The 15227-nt window shown below is 60.2% G+C and carries 12 protein-coding genes and 1 pseudogene; 9 read left to right on the top strand and 4 right to left on the bottom strand.

Annotated features, from left to right (window positions below; all coding sequences use genetic code 11):
* The first annotated feature begins 6 nt into the window (after positions 1-6).
* From GUY40_RS18805 to GUY40_RS18790, 4 genes are all read left to right on the top strand, one after another.
* Positions 7-885, top strand: a complete 879-nt coding sequence (locus tag GUY40_RS18805; protein WP_166570407.1) for an endonuclease/exonuclease/phosphatase family protein — start codon at positions 7-9, stop codon at positions 883-885.
* On the top strand, positions 882-2729 hold the full coding sequence (locus tag GUY40_RS18800) for a GGDEF domain-containing protein (protein ID WP_166570406.1): 1848 nt from the start codon (positions 882-884) through the stop codon (positions 2727-2729). Before GUY40_RS18805 ends, GUY40_RS18800 begins: the two co-directional genes overlap by 4 nt.
* 129 nt (positions 2730-2858) lie before the next feature.
* Positions 2859-3635, top strand: coding sequence for an N-acetylmuramoyl-L-alanine amidase (locus GUY40_RS18795; protein WP_166570405.1), 777 nt, complete (start codon positions 2859-2861; stop codon positions 3633-3635).
* A gap of 75 nt (positions 3636-3710) precedes the next feature.
* Positions 3711-5330, top strand: coding sequence for an EAL domain-containing protein (locus GUY40_RS18790; protein WP_166570404.1), 1620 nt, complete (start codon positions 3711-3713; stop codon positions 5328-5330).
* Positions 5331-5342: 12 nt separating this feature from the next.
* On the opposite strand, the gene GUY40_RS18785 is transcribed toward GUY40_RS18790, so the two are convergent.
* Positions 5343-7127, bottom strand: coding sequence for an ATP-binding protein (locus tag GUY40_RS18785; RefSeq protein ID WP_166570403.1), 1785 nt, complete (start codon positions 7125-7127; stop codon positions 5343-5345).
* Positions 7124-8470: a sigma-54-dependent response regulator transcription factor AlgB gene (algB, locus tag GUY40_RS18780; RefSeq protein WP_166570402.1), complete on the bottom strand. Its 1347-nt coding sequence runs from the start codon at positions 8468-8470 to the stop codon at positions 7124-7126. Before algB ends, GUY40_RS18785 begins: the two co-directional genes overlap by 4 nt.
* Positions 8471-8681: 211 nt before the next feature.
* Between algB and GUY40_RS18775 the strand changes: the two genes are divergently transcribed.
* From GUY40_RS18775 to GUY40_RS18755, 5 genes are all read left to right on the top strand, one after another.
* Complete coding sequence (locus GUY40_RS18775; RefSeq protein WP_166570401.1) at positions 8682-9530, top strand: BON domain-containing protein; 849 nt, start codon at positions 8682-8684, stop codon at positions 9528-9530.
* 174 nt (positions 9531-9704) lie between these two features.
* On the top strand, positions 9705-9983 hold the full coding sequence (locus GUY40_RS18770; RefSeq protein ID WP_166570400.1) for a hypothetical protein: 279 nt from the start codon (positions 9705-9707) through the stop codon (positions 9981-9983).
* A 48-nt stretch (positions 9984-10031) separates the two neighbouring features.
* Positions 10032-10196 (top strand): DUF1328 domain-containing protein, encoded by a 165-nt coding sequence (locus tag GUY40_RS18765; protein WP_166570399.1) that lies wholly within the window; start codon positions 10032-10034, stop codon positions 10194-10196.
* A 733-nt stretch (positions 10197-10929) separates the two neighbouring features.
* Complete coding sequence (gltP, locus tag GUY40_RS18760; RefSeq protein ID WP_166570398.1) at positions 10930-12261, top strand: glutamate/aspartate:proton symporter GltP; 1332 nt, start codon at positions 10930-10932, stop codon at positions 12259-12261.
* A gap of 107 nt (positions 12262-12368) precedes the next feature.
* Positions 12369-13598, top strand: a complete 1230-nt coding sequence (locus tag GUY40_RS18755) for a nucleoside recognition domain-containing protein (RefSeq protein ID WP_166570397.1) — start codon at positions 12369-12371, stop codon at positions 13596-13598.
* 22 nt (positions 13599-13620) lie between these two features.
* Here the strand turns inward: GUY40_RS18755 and GUY40_RS18750 are convergent, their stop codons facing one another.
* Both GUY40_RS18750 and GUY40_RS18745 read right to left on the bottom strand, forming a co-directional pair.
* Entirely contained in the window at positions 13621-14655 is a 1035-nt protein-coding gene (locus GUY40_RS18750; protein ID WP_166570396.1) for a DUF5924 family protein, read from the bottom strand.
* Positions 14656-14711: 56 nt separating this feature from the next.
* Positions 14712-15104, bottom strand: a pseudogene (locus GUY40_RS18745) (insulinase family protein); the annotation flags it as partial.
* Positions 15105-15227 lie beyond the last annotated feature (123 nt).

Genomic DNA, 15227 nt, shown 5'->3' with positions numbered 1-15227 from the left:
ATTTCCTTGACGCGCTGGAGAAGTGAACGCCTCGTTGGCCAGCATGATCCGCGGGTCAACGAGCACCATGTGCAGGCAAGCGGGCTGCCGCCAGACGGCCGGCTGCGGTTGCTCAGCTTCAATATTCAGGTTGGCATCAGCACCGAACGCTACCGCCATTACCTGACCCGTGGTTGGCAGCATGTGCTGCCGCACACTGGGCGTGCGACCAACCTGCAGAAGATTGGCGACCTGTTGAATGACTTCGACCTGGTCGCCCTGCAGGAAGTCGACGGCGGCAGCCTTCGCTCCGGCTACGTCAATCAGGTCGAGCACCTGGCCCACCTGGGTGGCTTCCCTTACTGGTACCAGCAACTCAATCGCAATCTGGGCCGCCTCGCCCAGCACAGCAATGGCGTTCTCAGCCGGCTCAAACCCCGCATCATCGAAGACCATCCGCTGCCCGGCCCTGCCGGTCGTGGTGCGATCCTGGTGCGGTTCGGCGAGGGCGCGGACGCATTGGTCGTGGTAATGATGCACCTGGCGCTGGGCGCTCGTACCCGTACCCGGCAATTGGCCTATATTCGCGAATTGATCGGTGGCTACCGCCATCAGGTGTTGATGGGCGATATGAATACCCACGCCACTGACCTGCTGCAACATTCGCCCCTGCGTGATCTGGGGCTGCTGGCACCGCAGATGGAAGCCACCTTCCCGAGTTGGCGCCCGCAACGTTGTCTTGATCACATTTTGCTTAGCCCAAGCCTGACGCTGGAACGTGTCCAGGTGCTGGCCCAACCTATTTCCGATCATCTGCCGGTCGCGGTAGAGATCCGTTTACCCGATTCCTATGCGGCCGATGCGTATCCCGCCTTGAGCCCGCCCTCTCGCGGACCCGCGGCATGACCGACGAAGCCCTGCGCTGGAAAGAAAAGTACCTTCAGAGCATCGAAGACCAGGAAAAGCTCGAGCGCCGCTGGGAGGCGCGCCTCGACTTGCTGCGCCGTGGCCTGGTACGCAGCACCCTGGCGGCCGAAGGGGTCGATCGCGCTGTCGATCAGTGCATGAAGGAGATGCGCGAGGTGGTGCGTATCGACAACATGGACGCCGCCCTCAGTGCCCTGATCCCTCGCCTGGAAAGAACCGTACTGGATTCCGAGCAGCGCCGCGAAACCCGTGTGGCCCAGGTCGCGAGCGCCTTGTCGGCGCTGGTCTCGCAGTTGCAGGCGCTGCCGTTGTCGAGCGATGTCAGCCGTCCGCTGAAGAAGTTCTCCAGGCAAGTGGAGTTGCGCGCCAGTCAGTCGCGCGAAATTCCGCTGCTGTTGGGTGAGCTCAGCGGGTTGCAAGGTCAGGCGCTGGCTTCCCTGACGAACGAACACCACGTGGTGCGTCCAGGGTTGTTACAGCGATTGTTCGGTGCGCGTGAGGCGGAGCAGGAGGTAGCGCTTGCAGCAGGCCCTGCGATGCAATTAGAGATCCGGGCACCGGAATTTCCATCGGTTGTGGTCAACGTGGACGAGCGGCGATCGCTGCCGGATCCTCTGACCCCAGTCGAATCGCCAGAACTGAAACTGCCGGATATCGAAACGCCCCCGGCCGATGTGGCGCAGGACGATGTTGCGAACAGCGAAGCGCCTGAAGTTGATGTCGCTGGAAATTCCCCTGACGAGGGGCCTTACTCGTTGCCGGACACCGTCGAACCTTCCTACAGCTCGGTAGCCGTGCATATTGAAGAAACCCTGCTGGGACTGCTCGATGAGCTGAACCTGCCGGAAAATTATCAGCCGCAGGCGCAGTCCATGCGCAGCCGTCTTGAACATGGCCTGAACTGGTACGAGCTGCTGCCGATTCTCGATGATCTGGCGGTTTTGATGCTGGCGATCAACGACAGCGGTCAGCAGGAATTCCAGGTCTACCTCAAACAGCTCAACGAGCGCCTCGAGTCGTTCCAGAGCCACCTGCAAGAAGCCAGCGAAGGACATGCCGACAACAGCTCGGTCGCGCGGGAATTGAACAACCAGTTGCGTGAACAGGTCGACGGCCTGCAAACCAGCGTCCAGGACGCCGCCGACCTGGACAGCCTCAAGCAGGTGCTGGAAAGACGCCTGGAAGGCTTGCTGGGGACCATGGATGAACACCAGCAGCAACGTGACCGGCGCGAACAGGAAGTCGCAGCCAGGCTTCAGGGCCTGGCGGAGCGGGTCACGCACATGGAACAGGAAGCCCAGGGTTATCGCGAGCATCTTGAAGAGCAACGCCAGAAAGCCCTGATCGACCCGTTGACCGGGCTTGCCAACCGAGCGGCCTGGACCGAGCGCCTGGAACAGGAAGTGGCAGACGCTCAGCAGAACGGTTCAAGCCTGTTGCTGGCGATACTGGATCTGGACCATTTCAAGCGGGTCAACGACAGCTACGGCCACCTGGCCGGTGACAAGGTGTTGAAGATCGTCGCCAATGAACTGCGCAAGCGCCTGCGGCCGACGGATTTCATCGCCCGCTTTGGTGGTGAAGAGTTTGTCCTGCTCATGCCGGCGACTGCGATGATCGATGGCATGCGCCAGGTTGAGCGCTTGCGCCTCGCAGTCCAGGCATGCCCGTTTCACTTCAAGGGTGAGCCGGTCACGATTACTGTATCCATCGGTATGACTGGCTTCAGAGTCGGTGAACGAAGCGAACTGGCATTCCAGCGTGCCGATCAGGCGCTGTACCGGGCCAAGGATGCCGGTCGGAACCAGGTCGAGCCTGCCTGAGTCCAGCTCGTGGGCTTATAAGTGCCGCAAGCATTTGGCAACCCATTAGCTTCGGTTTAGTCCACCGCCGTTATAGCGGCTCCGTTATGCTATTGCATTACTGCCCACACGGTTGTGTTCCTTTTTCCTATGAAGCTATTGCTGACATCCCTCACGCTCCTGCTCCTGGCAGGTTGCGCCAGCGGTCCGCGTATCGACCGCAGCCACTCTTCGGTCAACCAGGACGGCCGGGTTCAATTCGTGGTTCTGCATTACACCAATGCCTCGCAGGATCAATCGCTGGACTTGCTGACCAAAGGTGAGGTCAGCAGCCATTACCTGATTGGCAGCGAGCCGGCCACCATCTTCCAGTTGGTCGATGAAAATCGGCGCGCCTGGCATGCCGGCGAGAGCGAATGGCAGGGCCGAACCTGGCTCAACTCAAGCTCGATCGGTATTGAAATCGTCAACAAGGGCTACGACGACACACCCAATGGCCGTCTCTGGTACCCCTACTCTGAGGCCCAGTACCAGTCCCTGGCGGCGTTGCTCAAGGACATCATCAAGCGCAATAACATCGAGCCGCGCAATATCATTGGCCATAGCGACATCGCACCGCTGCGCAAGCTCGATCCAGGCCCATTGTTCCCGTGGAAGCGACTGGCCCAGGAGGGTATCGGCATCTGGCCGAATGACCAGGCAGTGGCTCGGCAAAAGATGCGCTTCGACTTCAACCCCCCCAGCGCTGCCTGGTATCAACAGCAGCTGGCGCGTTTCGGTTACGCCATTGCTCAAACCGGCGAGTTTGATGTGACGACGCATCACGTGATCGCCGCATTCCAGATGCATTTTCGCCCGGAGCGTTTCGACGGCCAGCCCGACGCCCAGACAGCGGCTATCTTGCAAGTCCTCAATGGCATGCGATGAAATAACTCCGCCCAACGGGCAGGCTGAAAGGGCAGTCCATTGCTATACCTCTGAGTATTCGAATGGATATTGTGCATGTCTTCTGCCCTGTCGCTCATCCGCAGCCTTTTTTATCGTCCTTGGTTACTGGCGACGCTGGCGGCTGCAGGGAGTGCGATCCTGCTGTTGCTGGCGAGCCTGGGGCTGGCCATGCATCAGTTGCAGCAGGGTGAAAGTGAGCAAATGAATGCTCAGGGCGAACGGTTTCTCGAACGATTGGAACAAATTTTCGGCCAGTTGCGCGAAGGCGTCGATTTGCTCGAGGCCCAACCCTTGCGCAGCTGCAGTCCCAAGATGGTTTCAACTCTGCAGCAAGTGGCTTTCCAGTACCGCTTTGTCTATGAAGCCTCCTACGTTGATGGTGTTCATTCCTGCTCCAGCCGTTTTGGCGAAGAAGTGGTCGACCCGTTGCGCGTGCCGGATATTCAGGGCCCCACCTACAGCTATTGGCTCAATACCACCACTCAACCCAACGACAACCTTGCCGCCTTGATGCTGGGACGAGGCAAGTTTCGGGTCTCCACGTCGCGCGGTCACCTGAGTGATGTGGTTGACTTGCCCCCCAACGGTAGCCTGTTGGTAATACTGGACAACGACACCCGGGCGATTCCGGTGCTGGGGCCGCCGCAGATCTGGCCGCCCTCTGAGCAGTGGCCGCCGCAAACCCAACAAGCCCTGGTGGTATTGTCCGATCTGCTGATCTATCGGATGCCAACCAACTCGCCGGACTATCAACTGGTGCTGATGACCCCGCGGCCCAGCAACCAGCTGCGCATGAACACGGTATTGTGGCTGCTGTTTCCCGGCAGCCTGCTGTTGGCCTGGTGCATCGGTTGGCTGGTGTTGCAGGTGATCAGCCAGCGCCGTTCGCTCAGTGGTGAACTGCAAGGCGCACTGCGCCGTGGTGAGTTGCAGGTGTTGTACCAACCCATCTTCGAACTCAACAGCCGCCGTTGCGTCGGTGCGGAAGCCCTGGTGCGCTGGCGTCGGCCGGACGGCACCCTGACCAGCCCTGACCTGTTTATCCCGCTTGCGGAAAACACCGGGCAAATCCGCGAAATCACCGACTTTGTGATTCAGCAACTGCTGGAGCAACTGGGTCATGTGCTGCGCGCCAACCCCCACCTTTATATTTCCGTGAACCTGGCCGCCTGCGATGTGATGGCGCCACGTATTGGCGGCGTGACGGCGCGGTTGCTGGCCATTCACCATGTGTCGGCCAGCCAGATTGCCTTTGAAGTCACTGAGCGCGGGTTGATTGATGTGGTGGTTGCGCGGGATAACCTGCAAGCGCTGCGCGATGTCGGGCACAAAGTCCTGATCGATGACTTCGGCACGGGCTATTGCAGCCTCGCCTACTTGCAAACGTTGCCGGTGGACTGCCTGAAAATCGACAAGGCTTTCATCGATGCGTTGGGCCATGACGCCGCCAGCAGCGGTGTGGCACCGCATATCATCCGCATGGCCCATGCCCTGGAGTTGCGCGTGATTGCCGAAGGGATCGAATACGAAGCCCAGGCCTTGCTGCTCAACAGCGAAGGCGTGAATTACGGCCAGGGCTGGTTGTTCGCCCATCCGCTCAGCGCCCGGCAGTTCGCTGAGTTGGTTACCCGTGGGCGGCGCATGGGTGGCCGCCGTATCGACGATGAGCCCTGAGTGACCCTCTGTTCAGATCGGTAAGGCCATGTAGAACTGGGTCCCTTGCCCGGGGCGCGAGTAGACGCCCATGCGCCCGCCGTGCAGCTGGACGATCTCCTTGCACAGCGCCAGGCCCAGGCCGGCACCGCCCTTTTTGCGGCCCACTTGCACGAAGGGCTCGAAAATCCGGCCTTGCTGGCCGTAAGCAATCCCTTCGCCATTGTCTTCGACGCTGATGATCACCCGCTCGGCGTGGCGCCGCGCCTGCAGACGGATCTTGCCGGCTGCAGGCGTGTGGCGAACGGCGTTGTCCAACAGGTTGTCCATGACCCGCTCCAGTTGCGCCTGGTCGGCTTGTACGTGCGGCAGCGGCGCCTCCAGTTCGATCAACAGCTCGATGTTTTTCTGTGCCAGCGGGTCATGGAAGCGGTCCCGGGTCCGGCTCAGCAAATCATCGATCGAACAGGGTGCGAGCGTCAGTTTTTGCAGGCCATTCTGGTAGCGGGAGAAATTCAGCAGGTCATTGATCAATTGAACCAGGCGCTGCATTTCCTCATCGATGGTTTCGATCAGGTCGTGCTCGCGAGACTCCGTGGCAAAGTGCAGGCGTTCGCGCAACAGACCGAAGGCCATGTGCATGCCGGTGACCGGGGTGCGCAGTTCGTGGGAGGCCCGCAACACGAACTCGCTGCGTACGCGTTCAAAGGCGCGCTGTTCAGTGACGTCGTGCAAGACCATGACCGCACCGAGAATATGCCCCTGGGTATGGCTCACCGGTGTCAGGCTGTAGGACAGCAACCGTGCTTCACCTTCGATCTCGAAACTCAGGTCCTCGGGTACGCGCTCCAGATTGCCGCCGCGCAGGACTAGCTGCAGTTGGTCATCCAGCCCGGGTTGCGGCAGCGCCTGTTCGAGGCTCATGCCGACTCGGTCATCCTCCCAACCCAACTGGCGCTGTGCCACGGGGTTCAAGTGTTCCAGGCGGCCCTGGCGGTCGATCATCAACAGGCCGTCATCGATGCTGTCGAGTACCGCCTGCAACCGTTGCTGACCGGCCAGCAGCTCATCGACGTTGGTCGCCTGATGCTTGCGCAGCGCCTGGGCCATGCTGTCGAAGCGGTGAGTGAGCTGGTTGATTTCCATGGCCGAGGATTGAGGCAATTGCAGGTCGAAATCGCCTTGGCCGATCTGGTCGGCGGCCTTGGCCAGGGCTTCGATGGGTTGGCCGAAGCGACGGGCGATGCCGTGGGCGGTGGTCACGCCGATCAGCAGTACCGCCAACCCGACCAGCCCGAGCAAGGCCGAGACCAGCAGCGCCCGATGTTTGGAGTCGTGCTGGAGAGCGCTGACGTCTTCGACCGCTTTTTTCTGTGCTTCAACCAGGCTGCTGCGCACAGCATTGAACGCGTTGGTCAGCTGTGTGTTGTTGCCTGGATTATTCGCGACATTGCCCACCTGCGCGTAGGCATCGAGAAAATGGCTGTAGTCATCGCTGACCCGAACGAAATCGTGGCTGCCCGTGCGTTGATCCTGTTCCACGCCCTGCTTGAGTATCTGCGCAAAGCCCGCCTGGGTTTGTTGCAACCGCTCAAGGTCGGGCGAGTCGTTGAGCATGATCATCAACTGATCGCCCAGGTTCTGACGCAGCTTGATGCCCAGGTCCAGGTTGACGAAGCTGTCGCGAACGATCGAGTCCTGATAGCGGGCCATCTGGATCACACTGACCAGGCCCAGCACGACCCCCAGCAATGCCACTGTGATCAGCGCCGAGATGCTCAGGAAAAGCCGCGTGCGCAGCCTCATCGACCATTTCATAAGTTGTACTGTTTGCGTTTGCGATAGAGCGTCGAGGCATCGATGCCCAGCGTTTTGGCGGCTTGGTCGAGCGTGTCGCTGGTGGCGAGCACTGCGCCGATATGAGCTTTTTCAAGCTCGTCCAGGCTCAGTGCGGCGCCAATGCGCGGGGCGTTGTTGGTCGGTTGTTCGGCCATGCCAAGGTGGCTCACTTCGACGCGCTCCTGAGGGCAAATGATGCTGGCCCGTTCGATCACGTTGCGCAGCTCGCGGATGTTCCCCGGCCAACGATAGTTCAGCAAGGCCGCCTGTGCTGCCTCGCTGAACACCCGGGCCGGGCGCGCGTACTCTTTCACGAAGCGCGCCAGAAAGCGCTCGGCCAGGGTCAGGATGTCTTCGCTGCGCTCGCGCAGAGGCGGCAAGTGCAGGGTGATGACGTTCAGGCGGTAGAGCAGGTCTTCCCGGAAGCGTCCCTCGCGGACCATGTCTTCGAGAATCAGGTTGGTAGCCGCGAGGATGCGCACATCGGCGCGGCGCGTAACCGGGTCACCCACCCGCTCGTACTCCTTGTCCTGGATAAAGCGCAGCAGCTTGGGCTGCAGGGTCAATGGAAAGTCACCGATCTCGTCCAGAAACAGCGTGCCGCCGTCGGCCTGGTTGACCCGCCCCAGCGTGCTTTCGCTGGCACCGGTGAACGCGCCACGGCTGTGGCCGAACAGTTCGCTTTCCATCAATTCGGCGCTCAGAGAGGGGCAGTTGATGGTGACGCAGGCTTTTTTCGAGCGCTTGCTCCAGCCGTGAATGGCCTGGGCGAGCTCGCCTTTACCGGTACCCGACTCGCCCAGGATCAGGATGTTGGCGTCGGTAGTGGCCACCTGGCGGGCGGTTTCCAGCACCACCATCATGGCCGGGGTGTGAGAGTCCAGGCCGTCCTTGGGTTTGCGCATTTCGCCTTCCAGCGCCTCCAGGCGCGCGGACAGCTGGCGCACTTCAAGTTGCTTGGCGGTGGCCAGGCGCAGTTGATCGGGGCTACAGGGCTTGACCAGATAATCGGCGGCGCCGGCCTGGATCGCATCGACGGCGGTGTCCACGGCCGAATGGGCGGTGACGATCACCACACGCATCCAGGGGGCCTGAATGCGCATTTGCGCCAGTACATCCAGGCCGTTGTCTTCACCCAGGCGCAGGTCGAGGAAACACAGGTCGAAAACCTGACGCTGCAACAGCGCCTCAGCCTGCGCCGCACTGTTGGCGGTGGCCACGCTGTAGCCTTCGTCTTCCAGGCAGTATCGGAAGGTGCGGAGGATGGCGGACTCATCGTCCACGAGCAGAATGCGGCCTTGGTGTTCCTGGGCTGATTCCATTTCTCACGCTCCTTTATCAACTGTCTTGGTTAGTCCCGTAGAAATCGGGCAAGTTGCATGGTCAATTCTGGTTGATTCGGCGACATGCATGGTAGCTATCTACTCCAGATGAGCCTATCTGGTTGAATCTAAGCCGATTAATTCTTTTTTGAAGGACCGGCACGGTGCTTGCGAGGTTCCTTGAATTTTCAAGGAACACAGGAGACCTGCCATGCAGCCGCTCAAATCGCTGGCTATCGCCACCGCCACTGCCTCGTTTCTGCTGTTGGCGCCGCTGTCCTCATACGCCGCTCAAGGCGACTTGCCCAGCCAATTGGAAGAAGCCCGCCAGGAAGGATCGATCTGGGCATCGCTTGCGGTGAACCGTCATTTAAGCGGTTACACGATCAGTATTGATGTCGAACAAGGCGTGGCGCGCCTGGAAGGCGAAGTCGAAACCCAGGTCGAGCGCGACCTGGCCGAGCAGATTGCCCTGCAAACCCGTGGCATAGAAAGGGTCGACAATCAATTGAAGGTCAATGCCGGCCTCGCCGATCAGCCCCCCGCCCCGCGAAAGTTTGCCCAGCAGTTCGACGACGCCACCCTGACCGCAACCATCAAATCAAAATTGCTGTGGAACACCCGCACTGAAGCGATGGACATCCAGGTGCACACGCGCAATGGCGTCGTCACCTTGAAAGGCCGTGCCAAGAGCCCGGAGGCCAAGGAGTTGGCCGGCAACCTGGCGCGCAATACTCAGGGTGTCTACGAGGTGAACAACCTGATCAGCATCAGCGGCGAGGATTCGGTGGCCTCGCGTACTGAAGACCCCGCAACCGAGGCCACTGCGGTCCTGAGCGATGCCTGGATTACCTCCAAGGTCAAAGCCAGCCTTCTATATAGCCGTAACCTTGATGGGCTGACGATCAAGGTCGACACCAAGGACGGCCTGGTAACCCTGGGTGGCGTGGTCATGAGTACCGAAGAGAAGACCTTGGCCATTGAAATCGCCCGCAACGTACGGGGCGTGCGTGGCGTAGATGCTGATCTGTTGAAGGTGGCAGGCAAGGCCAATCAGTAGTCGTGCAAAACGCCCGAGCCCTGCGTGGCGATCGTGCAGGATGCTCGCCGAAAGGTCGCTCTATGATTTTAAGTCATTGATTTAAAATAATTTAGTAGAGGAGAAGAACTGGCACGCAGGCTGCCATATCCCTTACATGAACCCAACAATAACCGCAGCGGGAGGACACACAGGATGAATCGCCAATCACTCGCTCAATGGCCGATCACTCCCCTGCTTTTACGCCAAGGGTTATTTGCCACTCTCAGTCTGCTGCTGACACTGATCGCCGGCCAGCAATACCAAGCCTGGCAATTTGATAAACCGCCGCTGCCGATCGAACAACGCACCGCCATCGTCAGCCAGTACAGCCCCGTGAGTGTCCATGCGTCGCAACTGCAAGGGACCAAAACCTCTGTGCTGAATCGCAACCAGACGCTGGAGCAACGTCCCAGCCAACGCTGGGTGTTTTAAAGCCGCCAAGGCGTGCAGTACACCTTAAAAACGCAAAGGAGAGTCATCATGTTGAGCTGGGCAGTTGCCTTCCTGATCATTGCTATCGTCGCCGCGGTCCTGGGCTTCGGTGGCATCGCCGGCACCGCAGCGGGTATCGCGAAGATTCTCTTCATTATATTCCTGGTGCTGTTTGTGGTTTCTTTCTTCATGGGCCGTCGTGGACGAGGCTGACATGTATCGACACAGTTCTCACCGAGAGGCTGAACCTTTTCCCGATTTCAGCTTCTATCTGCTGCTCTCGCCTGAGGAAGGCGTGAGCATGACCATGGGGTCGGGACGCTCTGATTGATTCAGGATCGGAGAGACCTAGGGGTACAGGGAGTGCCTCCGAAGAGGGCCGGGTCAGGCGAAGCTGCGACGGAAGTCCGCGCGTCGTGAACTGATCCGACCGGACTTCCGGAGAGCTTCATGTAGGGCATTCTGTTTTACCCTGCTTCCCTTTCTATTTTTCCTGCTTCCTTGCAGGAATACGTCTGACAGCGCGACCGTATATCGATATTTTTTTCTCCCCGCATTACCCCCCGCATCCCCTCATTTGCACCATTCGGATTGTCGAACGATGGCCTTTTGCATCCAGGCGGATACGTCCAATTCGGCCGAATAATGGCGCTTTGGCCATTTTCGGAATTCCGAACGCCGCTGGCGCGACCCGTTCTGACGCCGGATTTCCTCGATAAAAGTCATGCCGATTCGGCATAGGGTAGTCGTTTACGGCATTAGACGGGGCCGGGCCGCATCGGAATAGTTGCGCCTTTTTCGCGGGAAGACGCCCTCTGGCGCTTGCCTCGGAAGACCTGATTCGGCGCGATTCACAGACACAAAAAAGCCGCGGAACAGACTGCTGACAGCTCTGCAACGCGGGTGTCCGGTGAATGCGCATGGCCACTTGAAGAAAGGTAATGACATGAAGAAGGCAAAACTCAGCCTCGCCTGGCAGATCCTCATCGGTCTCGTTCTCGGTATCGCGATCGGTGCCTTGCTTAACCACTTCAGTGCCGAAAAGGCATGGTGGATCAGCAACATCCTCCAGCCTGCCGGTGACATCTTCATCCGCTTGATCAAGATGATCGTGATCCCGATCGTTATCGCCTCGCTGATCGTCGGTATCGCAGGTGTCGGTGATGCGAAGAAGCTGGGCCGCATCGGCCTGAAAACCATTATCTACTTCGAGGTCGTGACCACCGTCGCGATCCTGGTCGGCCTGGTGCTGGCGAACGTCGTGCACCCGGGTGCCGGCATCGACATGAGCACCTTGGGCACCGTCGATATTTCCAAGTACCAGCAGACCGCGGCTGAGGTTCAGCATGAGCATGCGTTCATCGAAACCATCCTCAACCTGATTCCGTCGAACATCTTCGCGGCCATGGCGCGCGGCGAGATGCTGCCGATCATCTTCTTCTCGGTGCTGTTCGGCCTGGGTCTGTCGAGCTTGCAGGCCGAGGTTCGCGAGCCGCTGGTGAAGATGTTCCAGGGCGTCTCGGAATCCATGTTCAAGGTCACTCACATGATCATGAACTACGCGCCGATCGGTGTGTTTGCCCTGATCGCGGTGACTGTCGCCAACTTCGGTTTCGCCTCGCTGCTGCCGCTGGCCAAGCTGGTGGTGCTGGTCTACTTCGCCATTGCCTTCTTCGCCTTTGTGGTGCTCGGCCTGATCGCCAAGCTGTTCGGCTTCTCGGTCATCAAGCTGATGCGTATCTTCAAGGATGAGCTGGTCCTGGCTTACTCCACCGCGAGCTCCGAGACCGTGCTGCCGCGCGTCATCGAGAAGATGGAAGCCTACGGTGCACCGAAGGCCATCTGCAGCTTCGTGGTGCCGACCGGTTACTCGTTCAACCTCGACGGTTCGACCTTGTATCAGAGCATTGCAGCCATCTTCATTGCGCAGCTGTACGGCATCGACCTGTCGATCGGTCAGCAGATGGTGCTGGTCCTGACCCTGATGGTCACCTCCAAAGGTATCGCCGGCGTACCGGGCGTGTCCTTCGTGGTGTTGCTGGCGACCCTGGGCAGCGTGGGCATCCCGCTCGAAGGCTTGGCATTCATCGCCGGTGTCGACCGTGTCATGGACATGGCCCGTACCGCCCTGAACGTGATTGGGAACGCCCTGGCGGTGTTGGTCATCGCCCGTTGGGAAGGCATGTACGACGATGCCAAGGGCCAGCGCTACTGGAACTCGCTGCCGCACTGGCGCAGCAAGGAAGCCATCCCGGTCGGCAAGTCCGTCACCGAGTAAGCTTTTGAGCTGATAAACAAAACCCCGTTCAAGCGGGGTTTTGTTGTTTCTGGCGCCGGGGTGTCGCGCACCGCTATCATTCGCAGCAACTTTTAGGGGGACATCTGATGCTCAATGGCCTGTGGCTCGGCTTTTTCGTAGTAGCGGCCGTCTCGGCACTGACACAGTGGCTGATCGGGGGGAACGCCGGGATCTTCGCGGCGATGGTCGAAAGCATCTTCGCCATGGCGAAACTGTCGGTGGATGTGATGATCCTGCTGTTCGGCACGCTCACGCTGTGGCTCGGCTTTCTGAAGATTGCCGAAAAGGCCGGGATTGTCGATTGGCTGGCCAAGGTGCTGGGCCCGCTGTTTCGCCGGCTGATGCCCGAGGTGCCGGCCGGCCACCCGGCGCTGGGACTGATCACCTTGAACTTTGCCGCCAACGGCCTGGGGCTGGACAACGCCGCCACGCCGATCGGCCTCAAGGCGATGCGTGCGCTGCAGGAGCTGAACCCGAGCAGTACCACGGCGAGCAACGCACAAATCCTGTTCCTGGTGCTCAACGCCTCGTCGCTGACACTGCTGCCGGTCAGTATCTTTATGTACCGTGCCCAGCAAGGCGCCCTGGACCCCACCCTGGTGTTTCTACCCATCCTGCTGGCCACCAGCGCCTCGACCCTGGTCGGGCTGCTCTCGGTTGCGCTGATGCAGCGCTTGCGGCTCTGGGATCCGGTGGTGCTGGCCTACCTGATTCCGGGGGCGCTATTGCTGGGTGCATTCATGGCGCTGCTGGCAGGGCTGTCGGCCACGGCGCTGGCCAACCTCTCATCGCTGCTGGGCAATCTCACCCTGTTCGGGCTGATCCTGCTGTTCGTGCTGCTGGGTGCCTTGAAGAAGGTCAAGGTTTACGAAAGCTTTGTCGAGGGTGCCAAGGAAGGCTTTGATGTGGCCAAGAACCTGTTGCCCTACCTGGTGGCGATGCTCTGCGCCGTTGGTGTTTTGCGCGCGTCCGGGGCACTGGATCTGGGCCTGGATGGGATTCGCCATCTGGTCGAATGGTTGGGCATGGACACGCGCTTTGTCGATGCGCTGCCTACTGCCCTGGTCAAGCCTTTCTCCGGCAGCGCCGCCCGAGCGATGCTGATCGAGACGATGCAAACCAGCGGCGTCGACAGCTTCCCGGCGCTGGCGGCGGCGACCATTCAGGGCAGCACTGAAACCACTTTCTACGTATTGGCTGTGTACTTTGGCGCGGTGGGGATCCAGCGCGCCCGGCATGCGGTGGGCTGTGCCCTGCTGGCCGACCTGGCAGGTGTTATCGCCGCGATTCTGGTCTGCTACTGGTTCTTCGGCTGAAGCTCTGCTGCTGCTCGGCAGGCTAGCCTGCCGGTGCTGCCGGTGCTTGCGTCGGTATTGCGTCGGTCACGCGAAACCGCAGCACGCCAATCACTTGACCGTCCTCGGTCAGCACCCGCACTTGCCAGCGACCTACAGGGTTACCAGGGAAGTTCTGCTTGTGGGTCCAGGCGCGATAGCCTTCCTTGCGCCCGCCATGGATGTTCAGGGCGATGCGGTCGACCTCTTTGCCGTTGAATTGCCAGACATGGTAGATGCGCTCATCCAGCCCGCGCGGCGCTTTGATCGCCGTGTAAGCATAGAGGCCGATGCTGCGTACTTTGTCGGCGCTGACCGCCTTGAGGCTCTCGCCTGGTGTTCGGTTCTCAAGCGCGGTGGTGACGGCGACGTCGGTCAGCCAGAGCGTCGCCGGCGGCACCCAGGAGCGCAGCAGCCAGCCGCAACCGCCGACCGCGAGGGTCACCATCACTAGCCCCAGGCCTCGGCGCCAAGTGGTGATCGGGAAGCTGCTGGCCAGGCTCGGAAACGACAGCAACATGGCCATGCCCAGTGCCAGCTTGAAGCTCTCGGCAGTGGTCAGGTGCAGGATGATCGGCAAGGCCGTCAGCATCGCCGCAAACAGGGTCAGGGTGTGCAGGGCCAGGAACAGCCAGCGGCGCGGCGCGAGCCATTTGTAGTAAAGCGGGTCGATGATCGACACCAGCCCCGCCAGGGCCAGCAGCCCAGTGAACACCAGTTGGCCGCTGTTCCAGGTGGTGGTGATGAAAAAGAACGGCAGGACGAAGAACAGGCTTTCCTGGTGAATCATCTGGGTGGCGTAGCGCAGCACCGCTGGCGGTACCTCGCGCTTGAAGATTCTCCGGAACAGCCGGGTGAAGCTGTTCTCGAGCATCAGCCACAGCCAGCTCACCAGCATCACAATGGTGATCCAGCTGGCCAGGCTTTCCTGGCGATCGACCAGTACGAAGCTGCCGACGCCAGAGATAAAGCCTGCCAGGGCAAAGACGCCTGGATAACGCTTGAACAGCTCGATCAAGCGCTGGAAAAGAATGGGCATTGGCGCGAATCACACAGGTCCTAGGAAAACCCTGACAGGATAGCGTCTTAGCCTATTCAATGCGCGCTTGCCGTTATGGCCTTTTGCCGTCGCTTGCGCCAAATCCACCCGCCGCCCAGCAGCACGGCTGCGACCAGTGCGATCACGCCATAGAGGTCGTTGTAGCTGAGCATCGGCCGTTCGATCCGCAGGTAGCCGGGCGTGGCGAACAGTTGGCGCATCACCTGATTGGCGTCCTCAAGGCTGAGCGCCTTGATTTGTTTGGCCGGATCGCTGAAGCGCCCATCCTCGTAGTCGGCCAGGGCGCCCCAGTAATAATTGGCCAGGGCGCTGTTGCCTTGGGTTGCCCAGGCCTGGTGGTCGATGGCGACCTGCTTGAGGCGCTCGAAGGTGGCCGGGTCCAGCCCGTTTTTGCGCAACTGCTCGATCAGTGCGCTCAAGGTTTGGTCGGGTAGTCAGACGCGGTTACCCGCGTCCAACCCCCTAAGAACCGTGCATGCGAGTTTCCCAGCACACGGCTCAAGCCTCTACAAAGGCACTATTAAGTACCCGGCTATACCTCTTTAACATTG

Origin of the sequence: Pseudomonas sp. R5(2019) (assembly GCF_009905435.1) — a bacterium.
Classification (GTDB): domain Bacteria; phylum Pseudomonadota; class Gammaproteobacteria; order Pseudomonadales; family Pseudomonadaceae; genus Aquipseudomonas.
Note: the sequence above shows the minus strand (reverse complement) of the source record. Positions and strands in the feature narration are given on the sequence as shown.